Annotated in this window: 13 protein-coding genes; 3 read left to right on the forward strand and 10 right to left on the reverse strand. The window is 68.2% G+C overall.

Features of this window, described 5'->3' with window-relative positions; translation table 11 throughout:
* Positions 1–4 precede the first annotated feature (4 nt).
* Positions 5–1,417, forward strand: a complete 1,413-nt coding sequence (locus M1L58_RS04355; protein WP_248657957.1) for an amidase — start codon at positions 5–7, stop codon at positions 1,415–1,417.
* A gap of 113 nt (positions 1,418–1,530) precedes the next feature.
* Here M1L58_RS04355 and M1L58_RS04360 read toward each other — a convergent pair whose 3' ends face one another.
* The 5 genes from M1L58_RS04360 to M1L58_RS04380 all read right to left on the reverse strand — a co-directional run bounded on the left by M1L58_RS04360 (position 1,531) and on the right by M1L58_RS04380 (position 6,632).
* Complete coding sequence (locus tag M1L58_RS04360; protein ID WP_006867309.1) at positions 1,531–3,174, reverse strand: solute symporter family protein; 1,644 nt, start codon at positions 3,172–3,174, stop codon at positions 1,531–1,533.
* Positions 3,171–3,530 carry a DUF485 domain-containing protein gene (locus tag M1L58_RS04365; RefSeq protein WP_006867308.1) on the reverse strand — a complete coding sequence of 120 codons (360 nt, stop codon included), beginning with the start codon at positions 3,528–3,530 and terminating at the stop codon, positions 3,171–3,173. Before M1L58_RS04365 ends, M1L58_RS04360 begins: the two co-directional genes overlap by 4 nt.
* Before the next feature lie 168 nt (positions 3,531–3,698).
* Positions 3,699–5,438: a sodium/solute symporter gene (locus M1L58_RS04370; protein WP_248657958.1), complete on the reverse strand. Its 1,740-nt coding sequence runs from the start codon at positions 5,436–5,438 to the stop codon at positions 3,699–3,701.
* The gene (locus M1L58_RS04375) at positions 5,435–5,821 is read right to left on the reverse strand and encodes a hypothetical protein (protein WP_006867306.1); all 387 of its coding nucleotides are present in this window, start codon (positions 5,819–5,821) and stop codon (positions 5,435–5,437) included. Before M1L58_RS04375 ends, M1L58_RS04370 begins: the two co-directional genes overlap by 4 nt.
* The gene (locus M1L58_RS04380) at positions 5,814–6,632 is read right to left on the reverse strand and encodes a LytR/AlgR family response regulator transcription factor (protein ID WP_248657959.1); all 819 of its coding nucleotides are present in this window, start codon (positions 6,630–6,632) and stop codon (positions 5,814–5,816) included. Before M1L58_RS04380 ends, M1L58_RS04375 begins: the two co-directional genes overlap by 8 nt.
* Positions 6,633–6,945: 313 nt before the next feature.
* Between M1L58_RS04380 and M1L58_RS04385 the strand changes: the two genes are divergently transcribed.
* On the forward strand, positions 6,946–7,563 hold the full coding sequence (locus tag M1L58_RS04385; protein ID WP_006867304.1) for a DUF47 domain-containing protein: 618 nt from the start codon (positions 6,946–6,948) through the stop codon (positions 7,561–7,563).
* A gap of 7 nt (positions 7,564–7,570) precedes the next feature.
* On the forward strand, positions 7,571–8,557 hold the full coding sequence (locus M1L58_RS04390; RefSeq protein ID WP_006867303.1) for an inorganic phosphate transporter: 987 nt from the start codon (positions 7,571–7,573) through the stop codon (positions 8,555–8,557).
* A gap of 3 nt (positions 8,558–8,560) precedes the next feature.
* Here the strand turns inward: M1L58_RS04390 and M1L58_RS04395 are convergent, their stop codons facing one another.
* The 5 genes from M1L58_RS04395 to M1L58_RS04415 all read right to left on the reverse strand — a co-directional run bounded on the left by M1L58_RS04395 (position 8,561) and on the right by M1L58_RS04415 (position 13,031).
* Entirely contained in the window at positions 8,561–9,751 is a 1,191-nt protein-coding gene (locus M1L58_RS04395; protein ID WP_248657960.1) for a sensor histidine kinase, read from the reverse strand.
* Positions 9,752–9,874: 123 nt separating this feature from the next.
* On the reverse strand, positions 9,875–11,440 hold the full coding sequence (locus M1L58_RS04400) for a polyamine aminopropyltransferase (RefSeq protein WP_248657961.1): 1,566 nt from the start codon (positions 11,438–11,440) through the stop codon (positions 9,875–9,877).
* Between the two features lie 29 nt (positions 11,441–11,469).
* Positions 11,470–11,895 carry a DUF350 domain-containing protein gene (locus tag M1L58_RS04405; RefSeq protein ID WP_006867300.1) on the reverse strand — a complete coding sequence of 142 codons (426 nt, stop codon included), beginning with the start codon at positions 11,893–11,895 and terminating at the stop codon, positions 11,470–11,472.
* 69 nt (positions 11,896–11,964) lie between these two features.
* Positions 11,965–12,492 carry a DUF4247 domain-containing protein gene (locus tag M1L58_RS04410; RefSeq protein ID WP_248657962.1) on the reverse strand — a complete coding sequence of 176 codons (528 nt, stop codon included), beginning with the start codon at positions 12,490–12,492 and terminating at the stop codon, positions 11,965–11,967.
* The gene (locus M1L58_RS04415) at positions 12,489–13,031 is read right to left on the reverse strand and encodes a DUF2617 family protein (protein ID WP_248657963.1); all 543 of its coding nucleotides are present in this window, start codon (positions 13,029–13,031) and stop codon (positions 12,489–12,491) included. Before M1L58_RS04415 ends, M1L58_RS04410 begins: the two co-directional genes overlap by 4 nt.
* Positions 13,032–13,040 lie beyond the last annotated feature (9 nt).

The raw sequence follows: 13,040 nt of genomic DNA on the forward strand, positions 1-13,040 counted from the left end.
GGGCATGAAGAAGGTTCACGCGTTCACAGACGACGCACTCGGTGATCTCGATGCCGTCGGCATCGCCGACGCCATCGCCGCCCGGGAGATCTCGGCCGCCGAGGCTGTCGAAGCGGCTCTCGCCCGGATCGACGCAGTCAATCCCCAGCTGAACGCGGTCGCCTTCGACGACCGCGAGCGTGCCCGCAAGCGCGCCGTCGACAACGACTTCCCGTCCGGATCGTTCGTCGGCGTGCCGTCGATCATCAAGAACAACACCGACTTCGCGGGCCTGCCCACCTGCCACGGGTCGGCTGCGGTCGCGCCGAACCCGGCCTCGGCGAACGAGGCCTTCACCAACCAGTTCCTGGCGACCGGCGTGAACCTCGTCGGGGCGTCGAACATGCCGGCTTTCGGGCTGACCGCGACGACCGAGTACGTCGACCGGGAGCCGACTCGCAACCCGTGGGACACCGACTACTCTGCCGGTGGCTCCTCCGGTGGTTCGGCCGCCCTCGTGGCGGCGGGCGCGCTGCCGATCGCGCATGCCAACGACGGTGGCGGGTCGATCCGGATCCCCGCTGCCGCATGCGGTCTCGTGGGACTCAAACCGAGCCGGGGTCGAACCGCGCCGGCGAAGCAGACCGAGGATGCGCCGATCGACCTGGTGTGCAACGGGATCGTGAGCCGGTCGGTGCGGGACACCGCTCGCTTCCTCGACGACTCGCAGGGCTTCCGTCCCGGTCCCGGCCTGCCGCCGGTCGGTCTGGTGGAAGGGCCGGGGGAGAGGCGGCTGCGGATCGCGCTGATCACCGAACCGATCACCGGCCAGCTGCTCGACCGCGACACCCAGCGGTGCGTCACCGAGGTCGCCGAACTCGTCGAATCGCTCGGTCACCGAACGGAGATGGTGCCGCTACCGGTCGACCGCGCCTACATCCGGCAGTTCATCGACTACTGGTCGCTGCTGGCCTTCGCGCTGGACCGCACCGGTAAGCGGTTGCACGACAAGGGCTTCGATCGCAAGCAGCTCGACCCGTTGACCCGCGGTCTGTCGCGCAACGCCCTGCGGCACTTCTACCGCATGCCGTCGTCGATCCGCGGTCTCCGACGCTCCACCGCCGCGTTCCGGTCGCTCCACGAGCAGTTCGACGTGATCCTGTCGCCGACGCTCGCACACCTGCCGCCGGAGATCGGTTACCTCGACCCGGGCATCGACTTCGGCGAGGCGATGGACCGTCTCACGCGCTACGTCGCGTTCACGCCCGCGAACAACACGTCGGGCACCCCGGCGATCAGTCTGCCTCTGGGACAGGCGAAGTCGGGACTGCCCGTGGGTACCCAGTTCTCCGCCGACCTCGGTGACGAGCGGACCCTGCTGGAACTCGCATTCGAACTCGAGGCGGCCCGGCCGTTCGCGCGGATCCAGGACGCCTGAGCGCTGGAACTCAGCTGCTCCAGACTGCCCTCCGTAAACCCACCACGAATGGCCAGGTCCACCACCTTTCGAGGTGGTGGACCTGGCCATAAGGGGTGGGTTTGCTGCGAAGGCTAGTGCTGCACGGCCTTCTCCGCGCCGATGCCGGTGAGGGAGCGAACCTCCATCTCCGCGTTGCGTTCCGGGGTTCCGGCGTCGCTCGGCGAGGTCAGGGTGCCGATGATGCCGAGGACGAAGGCCAGCGGGATCGAGACGATGCCCGGGTTGGCCAGCGGGAACCAGGCGAAGTCGGCGCCGGGGATCATCGCGGTCGACGAGCCGGAGACGGCCGGCGAGAAGACGATCAGCAGAATCGTGGAGATCAGGCCACCGTACATGCTCCACAGGGCGCCGCGGGTGTTGAAGCGCTTCCAGTAGAGCGAGTACACGATCGTCGGCAGGTTCGCCGCCGCGGCGATGGCGAAGGCCAGGGCCACCAGGAAGGCGATGTTCTGACCGTTGGCCAGGATGCCGAGCACGATGCCGAGGACACCGAGCACGACGACGGTGTACCGCGAGACGCGGACCTGGTCGTCCTCACTCACCTTGTTGCGCTTGATGACCGACGCGTAGATGTCGTGGGCGAACGAGGCCGACGCGGTGATCGCCAGGCCGGCGACGACAGCGAGGATCGTGGCGAAAGCGACCGCGGAGATGATGCCGAGGAGCACCACACCGCCGAGTTCGAAGGCCAGTAGCGGTGCCGCGGCGTTCTGTCCGCCGGCGGCGGCGAGGATCTTGTCCGGTCCGACCAGAGCGGCCGCGCCGTAACCCAGGATGAGGGTGAACAGGTAGAAGGCGCCGATGAGCGCGATCGCCCAGACCACCGACTTACGAGCCTCTTTCGCGGTCGGCACGGTGTAGAAGCGCATCAGCACGTGCGGCAGGCCCGCGGTGCCGAGGACCAGGGCGATGGCCAGCGAGAGGAAGTTGATCTTGGACTCGAGCGAACCGCCGTACTGGGCGCCGGGTGCGAGAACGTCACGCGAGGCGACCTTTTCGCTGCCGGAGCTGCTGATGGCGTCCTGTGCGGCACCGAGGATCGACGACAGGTTCATGCCGAACTTGGCGAGGACGATGAAGGTCATGATCGCCGCGCCGCTGATGAGCAGCACCGCCTTGATGATCTGCACCCAGGTGGTGCCCTTCATGCCGCCGATGAGGACGTAGACGATCATCAGCGCGCCGACGACCGCGATCACGATCGACTGGCCGAGACGGCCCTCGATGTCGAGCAGGAGGGCGACGAGGCCACCGGCACCGGCCATCTGGGCGAGGAGGTAGAACAGCGAGACCGCGAGGGTCGAGATGGCCGCCGCGAGACGGACCGGCCGCTGCTTCAGGCGGAAGCTGAGGACGTCGGCCATCGTGAACTTGCCGGTGTTGCGCAGCAATTCGGCGACGAGCAGCAATGCGACGAGCCACGCGACGAGGAAGCCGATGGAGTAGAGGAAGCCGTCGTAGCCGTAGACCGCGATGGCGCCGGCGATGCCGAGGAAGCTGGCCGCCGACAGGTAGTCGCCGGCGATGGCGATGCCGTTCTGCGGGCCGGAGAAGCCACGGCCTCCGGTGAAGAAGTCCGCGGCCGAATTGTTGTTCTTGCTGGCCCGGATGACGATGTACATCGTGATCGCCACGAATGCGGCGAAGATCGCGATGTTGGCGACCGGGCTGCCGACGGTGGCGGCGAGCGTGGTGGTGTGGACGGAGGTGTTCACAGCGACGGGCCGCCTTCCATCTCGTTGCGGATGGCCTCGGCACGCGGGTCGAGTTCGCGGTTCGCGAAGCGTACGTACAGGCCGGTGATGACGAATGTGGTCACGAACTGCAGCAGTCCGAGGATCAGGCCGAGGTTGATGTTGCCCCACACCTGGATGGCCATGAAGTCATGCGCGAAGGCGCCGAGCAGCACGTAGATCGCGTACCAGATCAGGAAGAACGCGGTCATCGGGAAGATGAACTTGCGCAGGCGCGCCTTCAGCTCCTGGAACTGAGGGCTGTTCTGCATCTCGATGAACTGTTCGCCCGACGGCGCATGCGGTGGTGCCGCTGCTGGCTGGTCGATGTTCGACACGCTGTCCTCCAAGTCGATGGGGCCACGCGGCGGAGGCCGCTGTGATGGCACTTCGGGGAACAGCCTGATTGAGGCGCAGATCACACCGCAATCGGTGTCGTGGGTCACACGCCGAAGGTCGTCGACTGTGCGACGGGCGGTCGATCACATCCGACGAACGGTGAACGGTCAGGCGCCGGGAAGCCGGTCGACGCCCATCCCGACGCGTTCGGGGACGTGCATCCGCGCGAAGGTACGGGCGAGATCGCCGGGCAGCCGTCGTCGGGTCGCGAGGCTGACCAGCACCATCGTGCCGAAGGCAAGCGGCACGGTGACCGCGCCCGGATAACCGACCAGTGCGGCCGGCCAGCCGCCCAACACGTCGTCGTCGATCACCCCGGCGATCGCCAGGGAGGTGGCCGAACCCGACGACACCCCGCCGACGATCAGCCCGGCGATCGCGCCGGCGGACGTCAGGCCCCGCCACCAGATGCCGAGAACGAGCAGCGGACACAGCGTCGACGCGGCGACGGCGAACACCAGCCCGACGGTCCGGGACAGTTCCAGTGAACCCGCCGCCAGCGAGAGCGCGATCGGGATGGCCCCGCCGATGACCGCGGCGATACGGAAGTCGCGCACGCGCCCGCGGAAGACATCGGTCGCCAGCGCCCCCGCCACGGACACCAGGAGACCCGACGACGTGGCCAGAAACGCTGCGATCGCGCCGGCCGCCACCAGCGCGGCCAGGATCTGCCCGGCCAGGCCCCCGATGGCGGCGCTCGGCAGCAGGAGGACCGCGGCGTCGGATGTACCGGTGATCAGCAGCTCGGGCACGTAGAGACGCGCGAACACCCCGAGGAGGACGGGGAACAGGTAGAACAGCGACAGCAGTGCGATCGCGGCGAGCGCCGTTCGACGCGCCGTGCGGCCGTCCGGATTGGTGTAGAAGCGCACCAGGACGTGAGGCAGACCCATCACGCCGAGGAACGTCGCGAGGATCAGGGAGAGCACCCCGAACAGCGGGTGGCGCCCGCCGAGACCGCCGCCGGGCGCCACCCAGTCCGACCCGTGGACCGGGGCTCCCGCCACGACCGGGGTGGCCGCGCCGGCGTCGAGGAAGATGACGGAGTCGGCGGAGATGACATGACCACCGGGGGACGGAATCGGGGCGTCGACCACCGGCGAACCGTCGAGCGTGCCGGTGACGCGTACTCCCTTGGACTCGGCGACGGTCACCGAGACATCGGTGGTGACGTCGACGGTGGTGGCGGTCGTGACCCGCGGCGGTGCGGGTTCGCCGACACGCGCCGGATCGTTCGCGAACACCCCGATCAGCACGAGGGTGGGAATCGCGATGGCGGTCAGCTTGAGCCAGTACTGGAATGCCTGCACGAACGTGATCGACCGCATCCCGCCACCGACGACGTTCACGATCACGATCAGCCCGACGCCGACCACGCCCGTCCAGACGGGTGCGCCGAGCAGGATGTTGAGCGTGAGTCCCGCGCCCTGGAACTGGGGGATGAGGTACAGCACGCAGACCACGACCACGACCACCATCGCGGTCTTTCGCACGACCGTCGAGGAGAGCCGGAACTCGGCGAAGTCGGGCACGGTGTAGGCGCCCGAACGACGCAGTGGTGCGGCGACGAACAGCAGTAGGCCGAGATATCCGGCGGTGAACCCGACCGGGTACCAGAGCGCGTCGGCGCCGTACTTCGCGACGAGTCCGGCGACACCGAGGAACGACGCCGCCGACAGGTACTCACCCGACACCGCAGCGGCGTTCCATCGCGACCCGACGGCCCGTGAGGCCACCAGGAAATCCGACGTCGTGCGGGAGAACCGGCCGCCCCAGGCCCCGACCACGATGGTGGCGACGGCCGCGGTGAACAACCCCACGGCGGTCAGCACGTCGACGCCGCTCACGTCCCACCCGGATCGCCGGCGTCGTCGTCGACGAGACTCATGAAGTCACGTTCGGCGTGTTCGGCCAGCCGTACGTACAACAGCCCGGTCAGGTACAGCACCGGATAGGCGAGGAGTCCGAGGACGAGCCAGGTGATCCGGATGCCGAAGACGGTCGTCTCGGCCACGTTCGGGAGCAGCACGGCGAGCAGCGGGATCGCCACCACGACGACGAGCAGACTCCCGCCGAGACGCAACGCCAACCCGAGTTGTGCGCGCATCAGGCCGCGCACCAGCGCGTCGCCGACCTCGGTCTGTTCCTGGACCTCCACCCGGGTGCGCACCATCCGGGCGCCACGCCGGGAGGCGAGAACGACGCGCTCGCGTTGCGGATTCTCAGACATCGCCGCGACCGGCGGGGGAACGGTACTGGCGCAACGGGTCCCGGATGAGCCGGTCCTTCAGGTCGCGGACCTGACGACGGCTGACGGGCAGCTCCACCGCTTCCGACGCCCCGTTCGCGCGCACGCTGACGACGGTCCCGCCCCCGGTGGTCCGCAGGCCGGTGACCATCGGCAGGGCCACCAGATAGGACCGGTGGACCCGGGCGAATCCCTTGTCCTGCCAGCGTGACTCGAGGGTCGACAGCGGAATGCGGACCAGGTGGGCGCCGGAATCGGCATGGAGTCGGGCGTAGTCGCCGACGGCCTCGACCCACGAGATCGAATCACGCCGGACGAGCGAGGTCACCCCGCTCATCTCGACCGGGATCACCTCGTCGGAGGCGGCTCGCGGCTCACCCGGAGGCGTCGCGGTCGGACTGCCCCCGGCGGGCTTGGTACGGGCGTCGAGGCCGGCGCGGACCCGGCCGAGCGCCTGGGCGAGTCGTTCCTCGCGGAGCGGCTTCAGCAGATAGTCGACGGCGCCGACCTCGAAGGCGTCGACCGCCTTGTCCTCGTGTGCGGTGACGAAGACGATCGCGGGAGGCCGCGCGTACTTGGCGAGAACGCCGGCGAGTTCGAGTCCGGACAGGCCCGGCATGTTGATGTCGAGGAAGATCGCGTCGACCCGGCGGGAGTTGAGTTCGCGAAGGGCGCCGGTCGCATCCGTCGCGGCGTACACCTCGGTGACGGCCTCCTGCCGGTCCAAAAGGTAGCGGAGTTCGTCGAGAGCAGGAGGTTCGTCGTCGACGGCGAGCACCACCAGCCCGGACATCCATCTCCTCCCGACTGCTGCGCTGACGCGCGACTCCCGCCGACCGCTGCGCTGACGCGCGACTCCCGCCGACCGCTGCGCTGACGCGCGACGACGGACATGAGGATCGTACCGCGTGGGCCGCGTCACAGACCGGAACCGGCCGTCTCCCTTGGCAGCTGATTCACAGGCAAAAAGTCCGGTCGGGTGGGTGTGCCCGTCGGCTGTCTCGATACCCTGTCCACGACCATCCCGACGTCAGACGGACTCACCGAGCAATTCGCTGCACAGCGTCGCCTCGATGCGTTGGACGCAAGATAGGAAGAAAGTCACTGTGTTCTCCCGGTTCAAACCCAAGAACGATCTCTTCTACGGGTTGTTCACGTCCTCGGCCCAGTGCCTGGCCGAGGGGACCAAGACCCTCACCGGCCTGTTGGAACCCGAACCGGACTTCGAGGAGATCGCGCGCCGGATGGTCGACCTCGAACACGACTGCGACCGCATCACCCACGAGATGTTCCGCACGGTCAACTCGAGCTTCATCACGCCGTTCGACCGCTCCGACATCTACGTCCTCGGATCGAGCCTGGACGATGTCATGGACCACATCGAGGCCGCGACCCACCTCATGGCCCTCTACGGCGTCACCGAGCTCCCGCAGCACCTGCGCGAGATGATCGAGATCCTCGACACCTCGGCGAGCGTGACCGCCGACGCGATGCCGCGGCTGGCCGGCATGAAGGATCTCGAGCGGTACTGGATCGAGATCAACGCCCTCGAGAACCGCGCCGACCACACCTACCGGACCTTCCTGGCCTACCTGTTCGACGGCCACCTCGATGCGCTGAGCGTGATGAAGCTCAAGGACGTCGCCGACGAACTCGAGGATGCGGCCGATTCCTTCGAGAAGGTCGCCAACATCGTCGAGACCATCGTCCTCAAGGAGTCGTGACACACCCGTGTTCGCACTTCTCGTGGTGATCGGTCTTGCCATGGCCTTCACGTTCACCAACGGTTTCCACGACTCTGCCAACGCGATCGCGACCTCGGTGTCGACCCGCGCCCTGACGCTCCGCGCGGCGCTGGCGATGGCCGCCGTCGGCAACCTGGTCGGTTCCTTCTTCGGCGCCAAGGTGGCCAGCACGGTCGGCTCCGGCATCATCGATCTCAAAGAGGGACCGGACGCGCTGATGCTCGTCGGGTGCGCCCTCGTCGGTGCCATCACCTGGAACCTCATCACCTGGTGGTTCGGCCTGCCGTCATCGTCATCGCACGCGCTGATCGGCGGCATGGTGGGCGCGGCCCTGGTCGCCGGGGTCACCGTGCTCTGGGCCGGCGTCGTGGAGAAGATCCTGCTGCCGATGGTGCTCTCGCCGCTCGCCGGCTTCGTGCTGGGCGCCGCGGCGATGCTGGCGATCATGTGGCTGTTCCGCAACGCCTCGCCGGCCATCACCGGACGGCGCTTCCGGCACGCACAGACCGTCTCGGCCGCGATGATGGCGTTCGGTCACGGCATGCAGGACGCGGCCAAGACGATGGGCATCGTGGTGCTCGCACTCGTCGTCGCCGGATACCAGGACGACTACTCGATCCCGCTGTGGTGCTTCCTGCTGACGGCTGTGGTCCTGGCCGTCGGTACGGCCACCGGCGGCATGCGCATCATGCGCACGCTCGGCCGCAAGATCATCGAGCTCGACCCGCCGCAGGGCTTCGCCGCCGAGGCCACCGCCGCCTCGGTGCTCTACGTCGCCTCGGCCGGCCTGGGTGCACCCATCTCGACCACCCACGTGATCTCCTCGGCGATCATGGGCGTGGGTTCGACCAAGCGCACCAGCGCCGTCCGGTGGGGCACCGCCGGCAACATGGCCGCCGCGTGGGTGACCACCTTCCCCGCGGCCGCCGCTTTCGCCGCTGCCACATTCCTGCTCGCGAAGATGGTCTTCTAGCTCTCACGCCCGGATACCCGCCCGGAACTTCGGCACCCGCATGCCCACCTTGGTCCCGGCGCCCACCGCGGTCTCGACCACCAGCCCGTAATCGTTGCCGAACGCCGCGCGGAGGCGATGGTCGACGTTGGTGAGCCCGACGTGAGCGCCCTCGCTGTGGTCGAGGGCGTCGAGTGCGCCGCTGCGCAGGAGTTCGGGGTCCATTCCGACGCCGTCGTCCTCGACGGTGATGACGCAGTCGGTGCCCTCGTCGGCCGCGGTGATGATGATGGTGCCGCCGCCCTTCGACGCGAGTCCGTGCCGGACCGCGTTCTCCACGAGCGGTTGCAATGCGAGGAACGGTACGACGACGTTCAGGACCTCCGGCGCGACGTGCAGCTTCACGTCGAGGGAGTTGCCGAAGCGGGCCCGTTCGAGGGTGAGGTAGCGGTCGATGTTGCGCAGCTCGTCGGCCAGCACGGTGTACTCGCCGCTCGCGCGGAACGAGTAGCGCGTGAAATCGGCGAAGTCGAGGACGAGTTCGCGGGCACGGTCGGGGTCGGTGCGGACGAACGAGGCGATCGTGTTGAGGGCGTTGTAGATGAAGTGCGGGCTGATCTGCGCGCGGAGCGCGAGCACCTCGGCACGGTCCAGGCGCGCGCGGGAGGCATCGAGTTCGGCCAACTCGATCTGGCTCGACACATAGCGGGCGACCTCGGCGACGGCGCCGAGCATGCCCGGCCCCGGACGGCGGGTCGTGGCGACGACGAGAACGCCGACGTTGACGTCGCTGGCGACGAGTGGCTGCGCGATGAGGGCCCGTACCGGCGACTCCGCGCCGCACGGGTCGGACACCAGGACACGTCGCTGGTCACCGGTCGCCGACGCCGCTGCCTTGGCGGCCTCGCGCAGCATGTCGGGGTCCCAGATCTCGTCGTCGTCCGGCTCGTGGGCGAGGCGCCGCGGCTCGTCGTCGAACAGGGCGACGGCCTCGGCGGAGGTCAGCGTGCGCAGGTGGGGGAGTGCCTCGGCCGCCGACTCGTCGGAGAGCCCGGTGCGTAGCGATCGCGCGGCCAGAGACGCGGTGTGCAGCGCCATGTGCACGGCGCGTTCGGTCGGTGTGGTGACCTGACGCCGAGTCCGGACCAGCGCGACGAGGCCGAGCACCATGATCAGCAGCAGGATCGAACCGACGATGGCCACTTCGCTCGACATGGTGTCACCCTAATTGACATCGCAGGTCAGAGACGGCGCGTTCGGCCGCTTGCATCGGTGTGACCGGTGTCGCGAATCGTGTTGGGGCGCGCGACGATACGCGACTCCTGCGTCGAGACCCGTTCAGTAGATGGCCCACTCGCCCTGCGCGTACCGCAGGATTCGCGGGTCCATCAGGGTCGACGGGGGAAGGTCGAGTGGTTGCCGGTCGAGCGGGAAGACGGTCGCCGCGGTGAGCTGTTCCGCACTCAGGAACCGCAGCGGCCCGGGGGCGTCGACGGTCGGGCTGATCGGCCCGTCGGCACCCGCGAGGTGGAAACCCCAGTCGCCGAATGCCGGGACGTCGACGTGGTACGGGGTGGCCGGGAGCCCGGCCTCCCTCATGGTGGAGGCGATGCACCAGAACGACTTCGGCGCGAAGTACGGCGAACCTGCCTGCACGACAACGCGGCCGTGCTCCGCGAGGTGTGCGCGCACGAGTGCGTAGAACTCGGTGGAGTACAACTTGGCGGTGGCGGAGTCGTCGGGATCGGGCATGTCGACGATGATCACGTCGAAACGACGATTCGTCTGCCGCAACCAGCTGAAGGCGTCGGCGGTCACCACCTCGGCCCGACGATCGGTCATCGACCCCTGGTTGAGCGAGGTCAGGCGGGAGTCGGTGCGTGCCAGCCGGATCATCTCCGGGTCGAGTTCGACGAGCGTCACGTCCTGCGCATCCGGGTAGCGGAGCACCTCACGCAGCGCCAGACCGTCGCCGCCACCGAGCACGAGCACCGAGGACCGGTCACCCGACATAGCCGGATGGACGAGTGCCTCGTGATACCGGTGCTCGTCGATCGAGGAGAACTGGAGGTCGCCGTTCAGGAAGAGGCGGGTGTCCGGGCCTGCGCCGGTGGACCTCTCGGTGATCACGATGTCCTGGTAGGCGCTGCGGGCGGCGGCCACGATCGGGTCGCGGTAGAGGGCCTGCCGGGCGGTCACCTCGAACCGGGCGGACAGCATCAGGCCGGCCACGAGAGCCGCGACCACCGCCAGCGCCCCGGCGGACAGCAGGGCGAGTTGGCCGCGGCCCAACGACTTCCGGAAGATGACGAACACCAGGAAGCAACCCGCGGCCGCGTTGACGAGTCCGACCACGAGCGCCCCGCGCAGCTGACCGAACAACGGCAGCAACAGGAAAGGGAAGCAGAGACCGCCGATCAGCGCGCCGATGTAGTCGACGGCGAACATGTCCGCGACCGCCGCGCCCGGCTCCTGGCGTCGAATCCGTTGCAGCAGCACCATCAACAACGGGATCTCGGCCCCGATCAGGACGCCGAGGACGAAGGCCACCACGATGAGCGCCGGCGTGTACAGCTCCAGGTAGGCGAAGGCGGCGTAGAGGGCCATCACCGACAGTCCGCCGAGGAGGGCGAGCAGCAACTCGATGACCGCGAATGCGGCAACCGAGTGCGGTTGGAGCGGTTTCGCGGCGAGGGATCCGACACCCATCGCGAACACCATCACCGCGAGGACGATCGACGCCTGCGTCGCGGTGTTGCCGATCAGGAAGGAACCCAGCGACACCAGCGCCAACTCGTACACGAGACCGCAGGCGGCGCAGACGAACACCACGGCCAACAGGGCGGACCGCGCGAAACGTGGTCGCGCGGACAGCGGTTCGGTCGAGGTGTCGGTGAGCGTCACGGAAAGTCAGCTCTCACAGGAGCGCGTGCTCACAGGATGGAGGCGGCGATGATGACCGCGACCCCGATGTGGGCGATGCCCTGCACCCATACTGCCGGGTGGCTTTCCGGGTGGACGAGGATCTCGCCGAGCTTGCCGGGGGTCAGAGCGTCGATGACCAGGAAGGTCACGCCCATCACGATCAGGCCGATCGCGGAGTAGACCACCGTGTAGGTGAGGCCCTCGAGCAGGCGACCCTCGCTGGCGACGATTGCGGCGGTCACGATGATCGCCACCGCCAAGAGGTTGGATCCCACCAGGATTCCGGCGTTGCGGTTGCGTTCGGCCCAGAGCTGGTGACGCAACTTGCCCGGGGTCAGCAGGTCGACGATCGCGAACGACACGATCATCACGATCACCCCGACACCCGCGTAGGCACCTGCGGCGTAGGCGTTCTCGGTCATGTCAGCGAGCATGGTCATCTCCGTGGGTTCGGGCCGTGGTTTCGGTCTGGGGGATCGGTCGCGAGAACTGGGGTCCGGGCGTCACTTGCCGCCACCTCCACTGCCGCCACCGCGATTGCTGCTGCCGCTGCCGGAATAACCCGGCGTCGGAACCCAGAAGGCGCCGACGTAGTTGTGGTACCGGTTGTAACCCGACCGGTAGTCACGGCTCAGCATCACGCGGGTCTGGTTGGCGGCGTAGGGGAACAGGGCGACCATGTAGTCGCGGTACTGGAGGAACTGGGTGCCCGCGACATTGCCCGTCCCCGATGCGCCGGCGCGCTGATCGGTGGGGCGTTCGGCGTCACGGATGTCCTCGGCGACCTCGGTGGGGGTGCCCTCGGCGACGTAGGCGTCCACGTCCCCCTCGTCCAGGGTGGTATTGCGTTCGTAGTTCTGGGAGATGAAGTCGCGCGCCGACCCACCCAGCCCGCCACGCAGGGCACGGGCGCCGCACGCGCCGAGCAGCGCAAAGATCGTGATCACCACGATGATGCCGATGATGATGTTGCGGATGCGGTTGAGCCGGCGGCGCGGGTCGGGCTGCGGTTGGCCGGGCGGGTATGTCATGCGCGCATCGCTCCGCGGTGGATCACGCTGGTCGTGATGACCACGTCACCGGCCTGCGGATAGGTGTGCCAGGTGTGCCACGAGATCTGTTCGGCCGTCGATTCGGAGACGATCGCGGTCACCGCGTGGGGGTCGCCGGGGAACACACCCATCACGCTCGGGTTCCCCGACGCCATCTGTTCGGTGACGCGGACTCCGAGTTGTTCGACGAGCGCGGCCATCTGATCGTCGGTGGCACGCTCGATGCGGGAGCTGAAGAGATAACCGCTCTGCTGGAAGGTCTCCGGCAGCGCCGAGCTCACGTCGGGCAGGCATGCGACGGTCTCGCAGATGCGCTGGGCGCCGTCGTCGACGACGACCTGATGGCTCGCGCCGAGCAGGCGTACCGACACCGTGATGCCGTCGATCTCGCCGTCCTCCCGGGCCAGGGGCTCCTGCAGCGGGGCGTCGAGCGAGAAGCCGAGCTGAGCGGCACCGGTGTCGGCGTATGCGACGGGGAGACGGGCGACGGTCGCACCGAGTTCGGGCTGTTCTGACATGTGTCTCGC

The sequence above is a fragment of the Gordonia sp. C13 genome (assembly GCF_023218005.1).
Taxonomy (GTDB): domain Bacteria; phylum Actinomycetota; class Actinomycetes; order Mycobacteriales; family Mycobacteriaceae; genus Gordonia; species Gordonia namibiensis.

Bases quoted from the DNA above. Each gene is read 5' to 3' on its own strand.
- M1L58_RS04355 (WP_248657957.1), top strand. From the start codon at position 5: ATGAAGAAGGTTCACGCGTTCACAGACGACGCACTCGGTGATCTCGAT.
- M1L58_RS04375 (WP_006867306.1), bottom strand. From the start codon at position 5,821: ATGTCTGAGAATCCGCAACGCGAGCGCGTCGTTCTCGCCTCCCGGCGT.
- M1L58_RS04380 (WP_248657959.1), bottom strand. From the start codon at position 6,632: ATGTCCGGGCTGGTGGTGCTCGCCGTCGACGACGAACCTCCTGCTCTC.
- M1L58_RS04395 (WP_248657960.1), bottom strand. From the start codon at position 9,751: ATGTCGAGCGAAGTGGCCATCGTCGGTTCGATCCTGCTGCTGATCATG.
- M1L58_RS04405 (WP_006867300.1), bottom strand. From the start codon at position 11,895: ATGCTCGCTGACATGACCGAGAACGCCTACGCCGCAGGTGCCTACGCG.
- M1L58_RS04410 (WP_248657962.1), bottom strand. From the start codon at position 12,492: ATGACATACCCGCCCGGCCAACCGCAGCCCGACCCGCGCCGCCGGCTC.
- M1L58_RS04415 (WP_248657963.1), bottom strand. From the start codon at position 13,031: ATGTCAGAACAGCCCGAACTCGGTGCGACCGTCGCCCGTCTCCCCGTC.